Consider the following 17,382-nt stretch of genomic DNA (forward strand, 5'->3'; position numbering starts at 1 on the left):
ATGGACGCACCGGCACACGTCGGAGTCGTCGGCGGAGGGCGCATGGGCGCCGGGATCGCCCACGCCTTCCTGCTCGCCGGATCCCGTGTGAGCGTGGTGGAGCGCGACAGCGCCAGTGCCGACGCCGCCGCCGAGCGCGTGCACGACAGCATCCGGCGTTCGGTCGACCGCGACCCGCTGCTCGACGAACCCGCGCTCCGCGCCCGCCTCACCTGCGGCACCGAGATCGCCGAGTTCTCGGAGTGCGCGCTGGTCGTGGAAGCCGTTCCGGAGGACCGGGCGCTCAAGGAGGAGGCGCTGAGCCGCGCCGAGGGAGCGATGCACGACGGCGCGATCCTCGCCTCGAACACCTCCTCGATCTCGATCGACGACCTCGCCACGAGCCGCGCCCGACCCGAGACCTTCCTCGGGCTGCACTTCTTCAATCCGGTGCCGGCATCCGCCCTCGTGGAGATCGTCCGCGGATCGGCCACGCGGGCCGACGTGGTCGAGACCGCTCACGCCTGGGTGCAGACGCTCGGCAAGTCGCCGATCGTGGTGCGCGACTCCCCCGGCTTCGCCTCCTCGCGGCTCGGCGTGATGCTCGGCCTCGAGGCGATCCGGATGCTGGAGGAGGGCGTCGCGAGCGCCGCCGACATCGACGCGGCGATGACTCTCGGCTACCGGCATCCGACCGGCCCCCTGCGCACGACCGACATCGTCGGACTCGACGTGCGCCTCGGGATCGCCGAGGAGCTCGCGGCGACGCTGGGCCCGCGCTTCGAACCACCCGCGCTGCTGCGCGCGATGGTCGCGGACGGAAAGCTCGGCCGCAAGAGCGGCGAGGGCTTCTACAGATGGAACGAGGAGACGCGATGACCGACTACCTGCCCAGCTACGTCGAGGGTTCCTGGTGGACTCCTCTTGGAGAGGCTCAGGGATCCATCGCCGGAACCGACGTGCGCGATGCGTCGACGGGCGAGATCGTGACACGCGTGAGCACCGTGGGACTGGATCTCGCGGCGGCTCTCGAGCACGCGCGCACGGTCGGCCAGGCGAGCCTGGGTGCGCTCACGTTCCACCAGCGGGCCGTGCTGCTGAAGCAGTTCGCGCTCGCGCTGACCGAGCGCAAGGACGAGCTCTACGCGCTGTCCGCCCGCACGGGTGCCACCAAGACCGATTCCTGGGTCGACATCGACGGCGGGATCGGGGTCCTGTTCTCCTACTCGGGCAAGGGCCGCCGCGAGCTGCCGAACAGCACGGTGCACGTCGACGGCCCGGTCGAGCCGCTCTCGAAGGACGGCTCGTTCCTCGGCCGCCACGTGTACACGACGCTGCCGGGCGTCGCGGTGCAGATCAACGCCTTCAACTTCCCGGTGTGGGGTTCGCTCGAGAAGCTCGCCCCGGCCTTCCTCGCCGGCATGCCGACGCTTGTGAAGCCCGCGACCCCGACCGGGTACCTGGCCGAGGCGATGGTGCGGATCCTCGTCGAATCCGGACTCCTGCCGGCGGGGTCGCTGCAGCTCGTCAGCGGCAGTGTCCCGACCCTGTTCGATCACCTGCGCCTGGGCGACATCGTCGGATTCACCGGCAGCGCGTCGACGGCGGAGAGCCTCAAGGCGCACCCGGCCGTGCAGACGGGCGGGGTGCGGTTCACCGCTGAGACCGACTCGATCAACGCCTCGGTGCTCGGCACGGACGCGGTGGCCGGCACCCCGGAGTTCGACGCCTACGTGCGTCAGCTCGTGACCGAGATGACGACCAAGGCCGGTCAGAAGTGCACCGCGATCCGCCGGGCGATCGTGCCGACGGAGACGGCGGATGCCGTGATCGAGGCGGTCCGTGCTCGGATCGCCGAGAAGACGGTGCTGGGCGACCCGCGCGCCGAAGGCGTCACGATGGGCCCGCTCGCCTCCCTCGCCCAGCGCGACGAGGTTCTGCGCCAGGTCACGGTGCTGCAGGATGCCGGTGGGCGGCTCGTCGTCGGATCGACCGAGACCCCGGAGGTGCGTCTCGCCGACGGGACCACCGGTGCCGCAGTGGACGGGGCCTTCGTCTCTCCCGTCCTGCTGCGTTTCGACGATCGCCGGGCCGAGGCCGTGCACAGCGTGGAGGCCTTCGGCCCCGTGGCGTCGCTCCTGACCTACGACACGACGGCCGAGGCCGCAGCGCTCGTCGGACGGGGCGGCGGTTCGCTGGTCACCAGCATCGCGACGCACGATCCCGTGCAGGCCGTCGACCTCGCCACGCGCATCGCTCCCTTCAACGGACGCATGCTGCTGCTCGACCGGGATGACGCCCGATCGTCGACCGGTCATGGCTCGCCGCTCCCCAACCTCGTGCACGGCGGTCCTGGGCGGGCGGGCGGCGGTGAGGAGCTCGGCGGCATCCGCGCCGTGCTGCACCACATGCAGCGCACGGCCGTGCAGGGCTCGCCGCAGATGCTCACCGCGCTCACCGGCATCTGGCACGCCGGCGCGACCGCCCGCAGCGAGGGCCGGCATCCGTTCCGCAAATCGCTGGCCGAGTTGCGCATCGGCGATCAGATCGTCTCGGCGTCTCGCGAGGTGACGCTGGCCGACATCGAGACCTTCGCGCAGTTCACCGGCGACACGTTCTACGCGCACATGGACGAGGATGCCGCAGCGGCCAACCCGTTCTTCCCCGGACGGGTCGCCCACGGGTATCTGCTCGTCTCCTGGGCGGCCGGGCTCTTCGTCGACCCCGAACCCGGTCCCGTGCTCGCGAACTACGGCCTGGAGAACCTGCGGTTCCTGACCCCGGTGTCTCCGGGAGACGAGATCCGGGTCGAGCTCACCGCGAAGCAGATCACTCCCCGCGAGACCGATGAGTACGGCGAGGTGCGCTGGGACGCCGTCATCCGCAACCAGGCCGACGAGACGGTGGCCACCTACGACGTGCTGACGCTCGTCAGCAAGGAGCCCGCTCCGGCGGCGGTCCCGGTATGAGGCCGATGATGCAGCGCGACCGGGCGTCCGCTGCGCTGGGCATGAGCGTGGACCGCGACGACCCCGGAGCCGCGGTCGTGTCGATGGTCGTGCGCGACGACATGCTGAACGGGTTCGCTATCACGCACGGCGGCCTCGTCTTCGCGCTCGCCGACACCGCGTTCGCCCTCGCGTGCAACGAGGACGAACGCGTGACCGTGGCGGCGGGCGCCGACATCACGTTCCTGAAGTCGACGCACGCCGGACAGACGCTGACCGCCACGGCGGTGCGCCGCGTCGTCAGCGGACGCACCGGCCTCTACGACGTCACCGTCACCGACGACGCCGGCGACGTGGTCGCGGAGTTCCGCGGCCGCTCGGTCACGACGAACCGCCGGATCGACTGAGGGTCCGTCAGTCGAAGACGAGGTCGCGACGCGTGGTCGCATCCTCCACGGAGATCCCGACGATGAGCGACCCGGGGTCGACGACGTCGCGGTCGGCATGGAAGCGGAACAGGCGGCCGTCCCTCGTCGCGACGTCGTACCAGTCATCGCCCGACGAGACGACGGTCACCGTCGTGCCTCCCGGGTAGGCGGCGACCGCCTCGGCGACCGCGTCTCCGACACGCACGTCGCCGCGGGCGGGCAGCGCGGCGCCCGACTGCGCCGTCTCATCGAGGGAGCGGTCATTGCCCACCGTGATCGCCGTGACGACCGTACCGCCCTGCTCCGGTTGGATCAGGAGCGAGGCGGTGCCGTCCTGGTTCACGACCCGCCACGGCCCCTGTTCGAAGGCGGGCTCGAGCGCCTGCGCTCCCGCTGCGGCCTTCACGGCCTCGTCGATCGGGTCCCCGAGCCGGATCGGACCGACGCCGCCGGTCGACACCGTCCACTCGCTCCAGGGCGCGGATGCATCGGAGGCCGGGTCCTCCTCGTCTTCGGGCGGGTTCGCCGTGAGCTCGTCGATCAACGACGCACGGGCGTCCTCCGCGCGCCACAGAAGGAGCTCGGCGACCGCTTCCCCATCGATCGCGGTGTCGCCGACGACGGGCTGCCAGATCTGCACGATCACGTTGCCGACGGAGGCGACGGCGGAGAACGTGCTCCTGCCGCCCTCGATCTCGGGGAAGGTCAGGACGCCGGCGAATGCGCGCGCGTTCTCCGAGGCATCCGGAATCACCGCCTCGAAGGTCGCCTCGCCGTTGTAGTCGAACGTGCCGCATCGCCCCGCCGCGTCGACCAGCTGGTCCATGCGCTTCGTCGCCTGAGCTTCATCGGCGAACTGCAGGACGGTGAGGCTGCCGGTTCCCCTCTCGGAGTCCTCCGGCACCTTCCAGGAGAGGTTGCGCGAACCCACGCTCGTCAGCGACTGCTCGGCGAACAGCGCCGAGCAGATCGCGGGGACGGGGGTCGGCCCGCCACCGTCGGAGATCTGCTCCAGCACAGACGACGACGCACCCACCTCGGCACTCCCTGGGAGGAGCTCCGTGATCTCGTCCGGCGTGAGGAGCAGCAGGTCGAGCTCATCCCCCACGAAAACCGCGGGCCCCGTGTACGGCGAGGAGCCGGGTGTCTCCGAGCCGGTGGGCGCCGGGCTCGGTCCCGGTTCGGGGGCACATGCCGAGAGCATGAGGAACGAGCTGACGGCGATGACGCCGACCACCGTCGTCGTGAGTGAACGCGCGCGCGACATATGACCCTCCGATGTGAAACTGCGTCGCGTGTCGACGCCCCCTGCGGCGAGCGTAGATCAGGCCGACGCCGCCACGAGGGCAGGCGACTCATGTCGAGATCAGAATGATACGAAGCGCATGCCGTCGCGCGCATACGTGTCGCCCATCGCAGGCTCAGCGACGGAGCGCACCGCTGAGTTCTCCGGCAGCCGCCGCGCGGGCATCGGCTGCGGTGGAGGCCGCGATCGCTGCGAGTGCCGCGCGGCGGCACGTCGCCTCATCCACCTCGGCGAGCTCGGCCGCGACGCGGCCGAGCGCGCGCGACGTCATCGACAGAGACGTCACGCCGAGCCCGAGCAGCACCGGCGCGAGCGCCGGATCCCCGCCGGCCTCGCCGCAGACGCCCACCGGCTTCCCTGCCGCACGGCCCGCATCGCCGACCGCGCCGATCAGGCGCAGCACCGCCGGCTGCCACGGATCGTTGAGATCGCCGAGCTCGCTGAGCAGTCGATCGGCCGCCAGCGTGTACTGCGCCAGGTCGTTGGTGCCGAGGCTGACGAAGTCGACGATCTCGAAGAGCTCGGCGGCCAGAAGCGCGGCGGACGGCGTCTCGATCATGATCCCCACACGTGCGAGTCCTGCCGAGCGGCAGCGCTCGGCGAAGTCACGAGCCTCCTCGACCGTCGAGACCATCGGGGCCATCACCTCGACCAGCGCCGACTCCGCTTCTGCGGCGAGCGCGAGCGCCCGCAGCTGGTCGTCGAGGAGCTCCGGCGAACGGCGCGCGATGCGGAGACCGCGAACGCCGAGCGCGGGGTTGTCCTCGTGATCCGCGTTCGCGAAGGGCAGGGGCTTGTCGCTGCCCGCGTCGAGCGTGCGCACCACGACCTTGCGTCCGGGGAACGCGGCGAGCACCCCGCGGTACGCGGCGACCTGCTCGTCGATGCTCGGGGCGTCGGCCCGGTCCAGGAAGCAGAACTCGGTGCGGAAGAGTCCGACGCCTTCCGCATGGGCGGATGCGGCGGCCACGGCATCCGCTGCTCCCCCGACATTCGCCAGCAACGGCACGGGTTGCCCGTCTGCGAGCGCACCGGCGCCGTCGAACGCGACCACGACGGCCGCTGCCCGCGCCTCGGCGATGCGCTCCTCGGAGGGATCCACCTCGACCGTGCCGTGATCGCCGTCGACGAGCAGCAGCGCACCCGCGACCACGCCCGTCGCCCCGGCCACACCGACGACTGCCGGCAGTCCGAGGGATCGCGCGATGATGGCGGTGTGCGAGGTCGGGCCGCCCTGCTCGGTGACCAGTCCGACGCACTGCCCGCCCTCGAGCGACGCCGTGTCGGCCGGAGCGAGATCTGCGGCGACGAGCACGAACGGCTCATCGCGCTCCGGAACGCCGGGCATGTCGACCTCGAGGATCTCGGCGATGATCCGATCCCGCACGTCGCGGATGTCGGCGACCCGTTCTGCCATGCGTCCGCCGAGGGCTCTGAGGCTCTTCTCGTGCGCCGTCGCAGCCTCCCACACCGCTCGCGCGGCGCTGCGCCCCTTCGTCTGCACGAGGGCGGTCGCGTCCGCGACGAGCTCCGGGTCGGAGGCGAGGAGTCGCGAGGCGTCGAGGATCGCCCTGGCCTCACCCGTGGCCTGCGCCGTGCGGGAACGCAGCTGATCGGCGACCGCCACGGCCGCCCACTCGATGGCGGAGACCTCGTCGACGCGGTTCTCCGGTGCGATCACCGTGCTCGCATCGGGCTCGGGAAGCGGAGGGGCGAGATGCACCACGGTCGCGGCGACGCGTCCCGCGCTCACCCCGCGTCCGCGGAGCACCGTGCCCGAGGCGATCGCGGTCGGCGGCGCGGCCGTCGTCGCGGGTGCCGCGGGGCTCGTCGACGTCGCGGAGGGCTGCGCGGGCGCAGGGTCGTCCACGCCTTCGCCGAAACCGTCGTCGAACAGCGCGACCACGCGGTCCAGCGCGGCGTCGGCGTCGGCTCCTCGCGCGGTCACCTCGACCTCGTCTCCCTGGCGCGCGCCGAGGATCAGCAGCCGGGAGAGGCTCGCCGCCGACGCGTCGGGTCCGTCCGGGAGACGCCGCAGCCGCACGTCCGACCCCGCCGAGGCCTTGGCGATGAGGGCTGCCGGGCGCGCGTGGATGCCGAGCGGATTGCGGACTCGCACGCGACGGACGAGCGCATCCTCCGCGACCGCGGTCGCTCCTGCGTGTTCCGCACCTGCGGGTTCCGCAGTTACGGTCGGGTTCTCCTCCGGGCTGCCGAGCTGCCCCGTCTTCGCTCCGAGCGCGGCACCGGCCTCCGCGGCCACCTCGTCGAGCGAACCGCCCGCGGCCGCCGAGACCACCGCCGCGAGCAGCCCCTCGACGAAGGGAGCGGGGGCGAGGCGCACCGGCACGTCGCTCCCACGCAGCTCGAGCGCGAGCTCCGCACTCAGCACCGCGGATCCCAGATCCATCAGCACCAGCACACCGTCGCAGTCGGCGGCGAGCTCATCGATCGCACCCGCGACGGCCACGGCATCCGTTCCGAGGATCGGCGCTCCGTCGGCGTCGCTTCCGGCACCGGCAGCGACCTTCACCTGCACATCCGCGCCCTGCACCATCTGCAGGGCAAGCTCCAGCGCCGCCTCCCCGAGTCGTGCGCTGTGGGAGACGGCGACGATCCCGATCATCAGGAGCTGCCGGAGATCGCCGTGGCGAGCGTGTCGAACAGGATCGCCGTCGATGCGGCACCCGGGTCGAGGTGTCCGGCGCTGCGTTCGCCGAGATAGCTCGCCCGCCCCTTGCGGGCCACGAGCGGTTCGGTCGCGTCCCGCCCTGCGGCTGCGGCATCCGCAGCCCTCCGAGCCGCCGTCGACAGATCAGCGCCATCGGCGATCGCCGCATCGAGCGCGTCGACCGCCGGTGCCATCGCGTCGAACATCGTCTTGTCTCCCGCTTCGGCCTTGCCGCGCGCGACGATGCCCTCGAGCCCCGCCCGCAACGCGGAGGCGAGGCCGGCCGCGTCGAGCTCCGTGACCGCGCCGGCCGTCATCCCCATGCGCAGGAAGAACGTGCCGTAGAGCGGCCCGCTGGCCCCTCCGACCGAGCTCACGAGGGTCATGCCCACCGTCTTCAGCAGTTCGTCGACGGTGGCCGGCGTTCCGGCGGCGAGCTTCTCCCCGACCGCGCTCATGCCACGCGCCATGTTGGCGCCGTGGTCGGCGTCGCCGATCGCCGAGTCCAGCTCCGTGAGCCACTCGCGCTTCTCGGTCACCGCATCGCGGAAGCCGGAGATCCAGTCGACCAGGGTGTCGGTTCCGACGGCCGCCATCACGCCCCCCACCGCAGACCGGGCGTGTTCACAGGCGCATCCCACAGCCGCAGCAGCTCGTCGTCGACCTTGAGCACCGTGACCGAGCATCCGGCCATGTCGAGCGACGTGATGTAGTTGCCGACGAGGTTCCGGACGATCTGCACCCCCGCCTTCTCGAGGAGCGCGGCGACCTCCGCGTACATCAGGTACAGCTCGATCTGCGGTGTCGCGCCCATCCCGTTGACCATCACGATCGCGGGTCCGGCGAAGTCGAGGTCGGCGAGGATCGGCTCGACGAGCTGACGGGCGATGTCGGATGCCGGAGCCAGCGGCTCGCGGTGGCGACCCGGTTCGCCGTGGATGCCGATGCCGATCTCCATCTGATCATCGGGGAGGTCGAAGGTCGGCTTGCCCGCGGCCGGAACCGTGCAGCTCGTGAGCGCCATACCCATCGAGCGCCCCTGGCCGTTGACGCGCTTCGCGAGCTCGACCACCGAGGCGAGGTCCTGGCCCTCTTCCGCCGCCGCGCCGACGAGCTTCTCCAGCAGCACCGTGAGGCCGACGCCGCGACGCCCTGCCGTGTAGAGCGAGTCCTGCACCGCGACGTCGTCGTCCACCACGACGCTGCCCACCTCGATGCCCTCCATCGATGCCAGCTCGGCCGCCATCTCGAAGTTGAGCACGTCGCCGGTGTAGTTCTTCACGATGTGCAGGACGCCGGCGCCACGGTCGACGGCTTTGGTCGCGGCCTGCACGCGGTCGGGCGTGGGCGAGGTGAAGACCTCGCCGGCGACGGCGGCATCCAGCATGCCCGTACCGACGAACCCGCCGTGCAGCGGTTCGTGGCCTGATCCGCCCCCGGACACGATGGCGACCTTGCCCTGCGCCTTGGGCGTCGCGCGCGTGATGACGTGGGTCTCGAGATCGACCGAGAGCTCGGGATGGGCGAGCGCCACGCCCCTGAGCGATTCGACGAGCACGTCCTCCGGGGCATTGATGAGCTTCTTCACTGCGATCTCCTTTGATCTCTTTCGCGAAAATCGGAAAGCAATTCGTTAATGTCGAATATGCTCGGACCCGGTCGGGTTGTCAAGATCAATCCGGAAGACCAGCACGACGAACCGGTTCGACGTCGAATCGGAAGAAGGGACGGCCCCGTGATCCAGGCGATCGACCGTGCGGCGAAGATCCTCGAACTGCTCCAGGGCGCCCGCCATCTGGGCATCACCGACCTCGCGGCCGCCCTCAGTCTTCCGCCCTCCACCGTGCACGGCATCGTGAAGTCGCTGCGCTCTCACGGCCTCGTCGCCAAGGAGCGCGGCGGTCAGCGCTACATGCTGGGGCCCACCCTGCTGCGCCTCAGCAACGTCTACCTCGACACGCTCGACGTGCGCGCCCGGGCGATGCGCTGGACGCAGGAGCTCGCCCGCCGCACGAACCTCTCGGTGCGACTCGGCGCCCCGCACTTCACGGACGTCCTGGTCATCCATCACAACCTCCGGCCCGACGACAGCCAGCAGATGCTGGAGACCGGCGTCGCGATCCCCGCACACGCCTCGGCGATGGGCAAGGTGCTGCTGGCCTACGACCTCGGCTTCCAGCGGAGCGTGTTCGAGCAGCCGCTGCGCAGCCTCACCGGCGACACGGTGACCGACATCGCACGACTCACCCTGGAACTTCCCGCGATCGCCGAGCGCGGGAACGCGGCGGAGTTCGACGAGGCGGTGCTCGGCGAGTCCTCGATCGCGGCACCCATCGCGGATGCATCGAACGACATCGTCGCGGCCGTGGCGGTGGTGATGCCGACCACACAGACACCGCCATCGGATGCCATCCTCGATGCGCTCCGCGAGACGGCCCGCAACATCTCGCGGGAGCTCGGCGCGACGTCCTGGCCGCCGCGCGTCGCCCCAGCGGAGGACTGACCGCGCGAGGACCCGAGTTCAGCCGCGCAGCGCGAGGGCGAGCGGGAGCACGTCGGTCGCCCCGGCCTGGCGCAGCACACGGGCGGCGACGGTCATCGTCCACCGGCTGTCGACCAGGTCGTCGATGAGCAGCACAGGGCCCTCAGGCACCTCCAGGTGCTCGGCGCTGAAACGGTCCCAGAGGCCGGCGAGGCGGAAGACGCTGTTCCCGCCCGGTTGCCCGGTCGGCCCGCCCCCGACCGGCTCGAGCGCCCCCAGATACGGCAGGCGCCCGACTTCGGCGAGCCCGCGCGCGAGCGAGTCGACCAGCAGCGGACGCGACCGCGACGGCAGGGCGACGACAGCCACCGGACGCTCGGCCCATCCCCACCCGGCGAGCACGCGGATGCAGCCCTGGATCAGCTGCGGTGTCACCGCGACATCCGACGCACCGGGCGCGAAGATCTCCCGCAGGCTGTTCCCCCACCCCAGGTCGGTGAGACGCGCGAGCGCTCGGCCCTCGCCGGCCTGCTCGCCTGCCGAGATGCGGCCCTTGAGCGGAACGCCCAGCCGGTCGGCTCCCGTCGGCCAGGCCCGACGGGGCTCGATCGGAACGCCGACACGGTCGAGCGACTCCGCCGCCTGCGTGCTCGCCGCCGTGCCGATCTCGCGCGGGAACCATCCGCCCGCGCAGTTGTCGCATCTCCCGCAGGGTGCGGCCGTGTCATCGTCGAGGGAGCGCTGGAGGAACTCCATGCGGCATCCGTCGGTCTGCTCGTATTCGATCATGTGCTGCTGCTCGGCGAGGCGCTCGGCGGCGATGCGCTCGTAGCGTTCGGCGTCGTAGCTCCACGGCGCACCCGTCGCGACCCACCCGCCCTGCACGCGCCGCACGGCCCCGTCGACGTCGAGCACCTTCAGCAGCAGTTCGAGCGGCGTGCGGCGGATGTCGACCATCGCCTCGAGCGCCGGCGTCGAGATCGGCGCATCGCCGAGCGCGCCGATCACCCGTTCGGCGCGCTCCCGGTCGGGCATCGACGCGGTCGCGAAGTAGTGCCAGATGTCGCGGTCCTCGACGCCGGGCAGCAGCAGGACGTCGGCGCTCTCGCTCGCACGACCGGCACGACCGACCTGCTGGTAGTAGGCCACGGGCGACGATGGCGCGCCGAGGTGCAGCACGAACCCCAGGTCGGGTTTGTCGAAGCCCATGCCCAGAGCGCTCGTCGCCACGAGCGCCTTGACCTCGTTGCGCTTGAGCATCCCCTCGGACTCTTCGCGCTCCTCGGTGTCGGTCTGGCCGGTGTAGGCCCGCACGTCGTGGCCGTGATCGCGCAGCAACCGGGCGGTGTCGACGGCGGCGGCGACCGTCAGCGTGTAGATGATGCCGGAACCGGGCAGGTCGTCAAGGTGACTCAGCAGCCAGGCCAGCCGACTCGCCGAATCGCGCAGCCGCAGCACACCCAGACGCAGCGAAGTGCGCGCGAGCGGTCCGCGGATCGTGAGCACCGGCGCCATACCCTCGTCGCCCTCTGTCGCACCCGTCAGGCTGCCGAGCTGCTCGGCGACGTCGGCCACGACCCGGCTGTTCGCGGTCGCCGTCGTCGCGAGCACCGGGACATCTGCCGGCATCTGCGCGATGAGGTCGCGCAGCCGCCGATAGTCGGGGCGGAAGTCGTGCCCCCAGTCGCTGATGCAGTGCGCCTCGTCGACGACCAGCATCCCGATGCGACGGACGAGCGCCGGCAGCTGCTCCTCGCGGAACGCGGGATTGTTGAGTCGCTCGGGCGAGACCAGCAGCACGTCGACCTCGTCGCGGTCGAGCTGCGCGAGCACGTCGGACCACTCGTGCGCATTGGTGGAGTTGATCGCGACCGCGCGCACTCCCGCCCGTTCGGCGGCGGCGATCTGGTCGCGCATGAGCGCCAGCAGGGGCGACACGAGCACGGTGGGACCCGCGCCCTGCCGCCGCAGCAGCAGCGTCGCGACGAAGTAGACGGCCGACTTGCCCCAGCCTGTGCGCTGCACCACGAGCGCGCGGCGGCGCCCTTCGACCAGCGCCTCGATCGCCTCGTACTGCCCGTCGTGGAAGTCGGCGTCGGGGCGGCCGACGAGTTCGCGCAGCGCCGCGAGCGCGGCCTCGCGGGTGTCGACGGGAGGTGCGGAGGTCATGCCCCCACTCTGCCCCACATCACCGACACCTCGGGGTCGGCATCCACAGGCTCGTCCAGCCCGCCGCCCTCGCATCACACGTGTCGGTCGAAAGCGCGGATGCAGGTCCAGAACACCCTTTCCGAACCTGCATCCGTCCTTTCGGCCTGCATCTGTGTCGGGGCCTCACCCATGCCCTCCGATCCCCGGCCGCAGATCGCGCCTAGCGTAGGAGCATGATCACCCGCGAACTCGCCGTCACCCTCCGTGAGGCCGGCCTCGGCTGGCACCCGGCCGAAGGCGACCGCTTCCAGCTCGACCTCCCCGACGAGGTGGAGCTCGAAGCGGAGGCCGACGTCTTCACCGTCAGCGAGATGACGATCGAGGCGCGCCAGACGCCGAGCGGCACCGACCTCGCGTTCAACGGCACGACGGAATGGGCCCTCGACGCGGTGACTCTCGCTGACGCGGTCTGGCTGCCGCGCGAGGACCAGCTGCGCGAGCTGCTCCGGGGGACCTTCCGCTCACTGGTGCGCCTCGAAGACACCTTCCGCGTGGACATCGAGATCGCGGGGAACGGCCTCTCGTTCGAGCATCCGGATCCGGCCGAGGCGTATGGCCGGGCTCTCCTGGAGCTGATCTCGCGGTCGCACTGAGACCCGCCTTGAAGACGGGCGACCTTCTGTGTCAGAATAACCTAACGATCGGTCAGTAAAGATGCTGAATGAGGAGCCACGATGACCAGCCCCGCAGACCTCTCCCTCATCCCGAGCGAGATCTCGGATGAGGAGCGCGTGTTCGACGAGCTCATCGCGAACGAGCAGCGCATCGAACCCCGCGACTGGATGCCCGACGCGTACCGCAAGACGCTGATCCGCCAGATCTCCCAGCACGCCCACTCCGAGATCATCGGGATGCAGCCGGAAGGCAACTGGATCACGCGGGCGCCGAGCCTCAAGCGCAAGGCGATCCTGATGGCCAAGGTGCAGGACGAGGCCGGCCACGGCCTGTACCTCTACTCGGCGGCACAGACCCTCGGCATCACGCGCGACGAGATGATGGACCAGCTCATCAGCGGCAAGGCCAAGTACTCGTCGATCTTCAACTACCCCACGCCCACCTGGGCCGACATGGGCGCGATCGGCTGGCTCGTCGACGGCGCGGCGATCGTCAACCAGGTGCCGCTGTGCCGCGCCTCGTATGGACCCTACGGCCGCGCCATGGTGCGGGTCTGCAAGGAGGAGTCCTTCCACCAGCGGCAGGGATTCGAGATCCTGCTCAGCCTCATGCAGGGCACCGAGGAGCAGCGGCAGATGGCACAGGATGCCGTGAACCGCTGGTACTGGCCGAGCCTGGCGATGTTCGGGCCGCCGGACGAGCAGTCACCCAACTCCGCGCAGTCGATGAAGTGGAAGATCAAGCGCTTCTCGAACGACGACCTGCGTCAGCGGTTCGTCGGGATGCTGGTGCCCCAGGCCGAGATCCTCGGCGTGACGCTGCCCGACCCCGACCTGCGCTTCGACGAGGAGACCGGTCAGTACGCGATCGGCGAGATCGACTGGGACGAGTTCTTCGAGGTGCTGCGCGGCAACGGCCCCTGCAACGCCGAGCGTCTCGAGCGCCGGCGGACCGCCCACGAGGACGGCGCCTGGGTGCGCGAGGCCGCAGCGGCGTATGCCCGCAAGCAGGCCTCTCCTTGGGTCCCTGAGCCCGTCGAAGGGCAGGTGGCCTGATGGCGACGCCCGGCGCCGATGAGCGCGAGCCGTGGCCCCTGTGGGAGGTCTTCGTCCGTGCGAACCGCGGCCTGAGCCACGTGCACGTCGGGTCCCTGCACGCACCGGACGCCGAGATGGCCATCCGCAACGCCCGCGACCTCTACACGCGGCGCGGCGAGGGCGTGTCGATCTGGGCCGTCCCGGCCGATGCGATCACGACCAGCGACCCCGACGCGAAGGGCGCGTACTTCGAGAGCCCGGCTGGGAAGAACTACCGGCACGCCGTGTACTACACGGCATCCGAGGGGGTGCCGCACCTGTGACCGACACCAACCCGGTCGTTGAGCGAGCGAAGCGAGACGAAACGCACGACGTCCACGGCGACGTGTCGGTCGACGCGCTGCAGCTCAGCGACGAGCTCTCCGGAACCGGAGCGACGGCAGCGTCCGCCGACATCGCCGAGTACGCGCTCCGCCTCGGCGACGACGCGCTGATCCTCTCGCAGCAGCTGGGCGAGTGGATCTCCCGCGCGCCGGAGCTCGAGGAGGACGTGGCGCTCGGCAACATCGCCCTCGACCTGCTCGGTCACGCCCGCTCGCTCCTGCACTACGCCGGCTCCTACGACGGCCGCAGCGAGGACGACCTGGCCTTCTTCCGCGACGAGCCGGAGTTCCGCTGCGCCTGGATCGTCGAGCAGCCCAACGGCGACTTCGCGCAGACCATCGCCCGACAGTTCGTGGTGTCGACCTACATGTTCGAGATGTACTCGGCCCTCCGCACGAGCACCGATGAGACATTCGCGGCGATCGCGGAGAAGTCCCTCAAAGAGGTCGACTACCACCGGGATCATTCGGTGCAGTGGATGCTGCGCCTCGCCGGCGGCACGGAGGAATCGCGCGCCCGGATCATCCGTGCGACCGCGGACGTCTGGCCCTACGTGGATGAGCTGTTCCGCGACGACGAGCTGATCGAACGGCTGGGCGACGCCGCCGCACGGCCGTCGAGCCTGCGGGAGGGATTCGACGGCGTCGTCGACACCGTCTTCGCCGAGGCCGACCTGGCCGTGCCCGCGGTGGCCGCCTCTTCCGCCGGCGGACGGCGCGGAGCACACGCGACTCCCCTGGGCCACATCCTCGCCGAGATGCAGGTGCTCGCGCGCCGGCATCCGGGGGCATCATGGTGACCCTCACTCCGACGCAGGCGGCCTGGCGGATCGCGGCGGCCGTGCCCGACCCCGAGGTCCCTGTGCTCACGATCGAGGACCTCGGAGTGCTCCGCGCCGTCGAAGCCGACGGCGACCGCGTGCGCGTCGACATCACGCCGACGTACAGCGGATGCCCGGCGATGGACACGATCCGCGACGACGTGATCATGTCGCTGACCGCGGCCGGCTTCGCGGAGGTCGACGTGCGCCTGGTCCTTTCCCCCGCCTGGACGACGGACTGGATGTCGGATGCCGGCAAGAAGAAGCTCGAGGCCTACGGCATCGCGCCGCCCTCCGGCCGCGCCGCCGTCTCCACCGGACCGATCCGGCTCCTGCTGAGCGTGCGCTGCCCGCGCTGCGGCTCACTCGACACGCACGAGGTCTCGCGCTTCGGTTCGACCTCCTGCAAGTCCCTGTTCGAGTGCCGCGCATGCCTCGAGCCCTTCGACCATTTCAAGGTGCACTGATGTCGCTCTTCTCCTCCGCGCGAGCCGGCGCCCCGGCATCCGTCCCGCCGCGCCGGTCGCCCGGCGAGCGCACGCGCGCACGCTTCCACACGCTCACGGTCGAGGATGTGCGCCCGCTCACCGACGATGCGGTCGAGGTGACGTTCACCGTGCCGGCCGCGCTGGCCGATGATTACGACCACCTGCCGGGCCAGTACGTAGCGCTGCGCACGACGCTCGAGGGCACGGAGGTTCGCCGTTCGTACTCGCTGTGCCGGGCTCCCGAGCACCGCACGGACGGCGCGCCGACACGACTCAGCGTCGCCGTGAAGCGCGACGAGGGCGGCCTGTTCTCCACCTGGGCCCAGACCGGCCTGCACCCGGGGTTCGAGATCGACGTGATGAGTCCGCAGGGCACGTTCACCTCAGGCCTCGACGACCTCGACCACAAGCACGTGGTCGGGATCGCCGCCGGCTCCGGCATCACCCCGCTCATGGCGCTCGCCCACACGGTGCTCACGCGATCGACCACCTCGCGCTTCACGCTGCTGTACACGAACCGGTCGACGCTCGACGTGATGTTCCTGGAGGATCTCGCCGATCTCAAGGACCGCTACCCGACCCGCGTGACACTGCATCACGTGCTGTCACGCGAGCAGCGCACGGCTCCCGTGCTGTCCGGGAGGATCGACGAGGAGAAGCTGCGGACGATCTTCGGCTCGCTCATCGACCCCGCCGATGTCGACGAATGGTTCCTGTGCGGTCCGCTCTCGCTGGTGGACCTGTGCCGCGAGGTGCTCTCCGACGTGGGCGTCGCCCGCGAGCACATCCGCTTCGAACTGTTCACGACGGGAGACGAGCCGCTCCGCACCGCACGGCCGGTCGAGGTGCGCGCGGGAGCTGCGACATTCCGCATCGAGGTCAACCTCGACGGCGTCTCGTCGACGGTGGAGAGTCCGGTCGACGCGCACGAATCGGTGCTGAATGCGGCCCTGCGCGTGCGGCCGGATGCACCGTTCGCCTGCGCGGGCGGCGTCTGCGGAACCTGCCGTGCGCGCGTGATCGAGGGCAGCGTCAGCATGACCGAGAACTACGCGCTGGAGCCCGACGAGCTCGAGCGCGGGTACGTGCTCACCTGTCAGTCCCATCCCACCAGCGACCGCGTGGTCGTCGACTACGACGTGTGACCGGAGTGCGTCACCTGGGTCCCTGAGCTTGTCGAAGGGCCCGCGCCACCTGGGTCCCTGAGCTTGTCGAAGGGCCCACCGAGAGGAAACCCATGATCGATCTCACCATCGCCGATGACGTCGCCACGGTCGTCCTTAACGCCCCCGCGAAGCTGAACTCCCTCGACGAGCAGGCGCTCCACGGGCTGGATGCCGCCTACGCGGAGGCCGAGGCCGCCGGCGTCCGCGCCCTGGTGCTTCGCGGCGAGGGCCGGGCGTTCTGCGCCGGACGCGACATCTCGGGCGTCGACCCCCGTGACGACGACGTCATGGGGTATCTCGGCGGGCTCGTCACGCCGCTGCTGCAGCGCATGTCACGGTTCCCGGCGCCGACGTTCGCGGTCGCTCATGGCGCCTGCCTGGGCGTCGGGCTCGGCCTGCTGATCGCGACGGATGTCGTCTACGTCGCGGAGTCCGCGAAGATCGGCTCGCCCTTCGCCGCGCTCGGAGCCACGCTCGACTCCGGCGGCCACGCGCTCTTCCTGGAGCGCCTCGGCGCCCACAAGACCCTCGACCTCATTTACACCGGGCGGCTGATGAGCGGCGCCGAAGCCGTCGCATCCGGACTGTTCTCGCAGGTCTTCCCCGACGACGAGGTCGTGTCGGCGACGACGGATGCCGCAGCCACCGCCGCACGCGGGGCCACGGCCGCCTTCCTCGCCAGCAAGGAGCTCATCGCACGGATCCGCGATGAGCGCCTGGCGCTCTGGGACTCGGTCGACATCGAGAACGCCGCACAGGCTGCGCTCTGCGAGACCGACGACTACCGCGAGGGCTTCGCCGCTTTTCAGGAGAAGCGCAAGCCGGAGTTCCGCGGGCGCTGAGCGCT

Annotated in this window: 16 protein-coding genes; 11 read left to right on the plus strand and 5 right to left on the minus strand. The window is 70.7% G+C overall.

Annotation, left to right across the window (positions count from 1 at the left end; genetic code table 11):
• From ABD648_RS06235 to paaI, 3 genes are read left to right on the plus strand one after another with little or no spacing between them, the layout of a single operon-like run.
• A complete protein-coding gene (locus ABD648_RS06235; RefSeq protein ID WP_282214107.1) occupies positions 1-858 on the plus strand; it encodes a 3-hydroxyacyl-CoA dehydrogenase family protein in 858 nt (285 codons plus the stop codon).
• Positions 855-2,948, plus strand: a complete 2,094-nt coding sequence (paaZ, locus tag ABD648_RS06240; RefSeq protein ID WP_282214108.1) for a phenylacetic acid degradation bifunctional protein PaaZ — start codon at positions 855-857, stop codon at positions 2,946-2,948. The genes ABD648_RS06235 and paaZ overlap by 4 nt, the downstream gene beginning before the upstream one ends.
• Positions 2,945-3,334, plus strand: coding sequence for a hydroxyphenylacetyl-CoA thioesterase PaaI (gene paaI / locus ABD648_RS06245; RefSeq protein WP_282214109.1), 390 nt, complete (start codon positions 2,945-2,947; stop codon positions 3,332-3,334). The genes paaZ and paaI overlap by 4 nt, the downstream gene beginning before the upstream one ends.
• Positions 3,335-3,341: 7 nt before the next feature.
• Here the strand turns inward: paaI and ABD648_RS06250 are convergent, their stop codons facing one another.
• From ABD648_RS06250 to dhaK, 4 genes are all read right to left on the minus strand, one after another.
• Positions 3,342-4,622, minus strand: coding sequence for a hypothetical protein (locus ABD648_RS06250; protein WP_282214110.1), 1,281 nt, complete (start codon positions 4,620-4,622; stop codon positions 3,342-3,344).
• Between the two features lie 154 nt (positions 4,623-4,776).
• Positions 4,777-7,287, minus strand: a complete 2,511-nt coding sequence (ptsP, locus tag ABD648_RS06255; protein WP_282214111.1) for a phosphoenolpyruvate--protein phosphotransferase — start codon at positions 7,285-7,287, stop codon at positions 4,777-4,779.
• Complete coding sequence (gene dhaL, locus ABD648_RS06260) at positions 7,287-7,928, minus strand: dihydroxyacetone kinase subunit DhaL (RefSeq protein WP_282214112.1); 642 nt, start codon at positions 7,926-7,928, stop codon at positions 7,287-7,289. The genes ptsP and dhaL overlap by 1 nt, the downstream gene beginning before the upstream one ends.
• Complete coding sequence (dhaK, locus tag ABD648_RS06265) at positions 7,928-8,920, minus strand: dihydroxyacetone kinase subunit DhaK (protein WP_282214113.1); 993 nt, start codon at positions 8,918-8,920, stop codon at positions 7,928-7,930. The genes dhaL and dhaK overlap by 1 nt, the downstream gene beginning before the upstream one ends.
• Before the next feature lie 147 nt (positions 8,921-9,067).
• Between dhaK and ABD648_RS06270 the strand changes: the two genes are divergently transcribed.
• Positions 9,068-9,835, plus strand: coding sequence for an IclR family transcriptional regulator (locus ABD648_RS06270; protein ID WP_116634689.1), 768 nt, complete (start codon positions 9,068-9,070; stop codon positions 9,833-9,835).
• An 18-nt stretch (positions 9,836-9,853) separates the two neighbouring features.
• Here the strand turns inward: ABD648_RS06270 and ABD648_RS06275 are convergent, their stop codons facing one another.
• Positions 9,854-11,983, minus strand: coding sequence for a RecQ family ATP-dependent DNA helicase (locus tag ABD648_RS06275; RefSeq protein WP_282214114.1), 2,130 nt, complete (start codon positions 11,981-11,983; stop codon positions 9,854-9,856).
• Positions 11,984-12,198: 215 nt separating this feature from the next.
• Here ABD648_RS06275 and ABD648_RS06280 point away from each other — a divergent pair, with 215 nt between their 5' ends.
• The 7 genes from ABD648_RS06280 to ABD648_RS06310 all read left to right on the plus strand — a co-directional run bounded on the left by ABD648_RS06280 (position 12,199) and on the right by ABD648_RS06310 (position 17,377).
• Positions 12,199-12,618 carry a pilus assembly protein CpaE gene (locus ABD648_RS06280; protein ID WP_282214115.1) on the plus strand — a complete coding sequence of 140 codons (420 nt, stop codon included), beginning with the start codon at positions 12,199-12,201 and terminating at the stop codon, positions 12,616-12,618.
• Between the two features lie 81 nt (positions 12,619-12,699).
• A complete protein-coding gene (gene paaA / locus ABD648_RS06285) occupies positions 12,700-13,695 on the plus strand; it encodes a 1,2-phenylacetyl-CoA epoxidase subunit PaaA (RefSeq protein ID WP_282214116.1) in 996 nt (331 codons plus the stop codon).
• Positions 13,695-14,000, plus strand: coding sequence for a 1,2-phenylacetyl-CoA epoxidase subunit PaaB (gene paaB, locus ABD648_RS06290; RefSeq protein ID WP_136056072.1), 306 nt, complete (start codon positions 13,695-13,697; stop codon positions 13,998-14,000). The genes paaA and paaB overlap by 1 nt, the downstream gene beginning before the upstream one ends.
• On the plus strand, positions 13,997-14,860 hold the full coding sequence (paaC, locus tag ABD648_RS06295; RefSeq protein WP_425561698.1) for a 1,2-phenylacetyl-CoA epoxidase subunit PaaC: 864 nt from the start codon (positions 13,997-13,999) through the stop codon (positions 14,858-14,860). The genes paaB and paaC overlap by 4 nt, the downstream gene beginning before the upstream one ends.
• A complete protein-coding gene (paaD, locus tag ABD648_RS06300; protein ID WP_282214117.1) occupies positions 14,854-15,348 on the plus strand; it encodes a 1,2-phenylacetyl-CoA epoxidase subunit PaaD in 495 nt (164 codons plus the stop codon). The genes paaC and paaD overlap by 7 nt, the downstream gene beginning before the upstream one ends.
• Positions 15,348-16,514, plus strand: a complete 1,167-nt coding sequence (paaE, locus tag ABD648_RS06305) for a 1,2-phenylacetyl-CoA epoxidase subunit PaaE (protein ID WP_282214118.1) — start codon at positions 15,348-15,350, stop codon at positions 16,512-16,514. The genes paaD and paaE overlap by 1 nt, the downstream gene beginning before the upstream one ends.
• A 92-nt stretch (positions 16,515-16,606) precedes the next feature.
• Complete coding sequence (locus ABD648_RS06310) at positions 16,607-17,377, plus strand: enoyl-CoA hydratase/isomerase family protein (protein ID WP_282214119.1); 771 nt, start codon at positions 16,607-16,609, stop codon at positions 17,375-17,377.
• Positions 17,378-17,382: the final 5 nt, after the last annotated feature.

Source organism: Microbacterium luteolum, assembly GCF_039533965.1.
Taxonomy (GTDB): Bacteria; Actinomycetota; Actinomycetes; order Actinomycetales; family Microbacteriaceae; genus Microbacterium; species Microbacterium luteolum.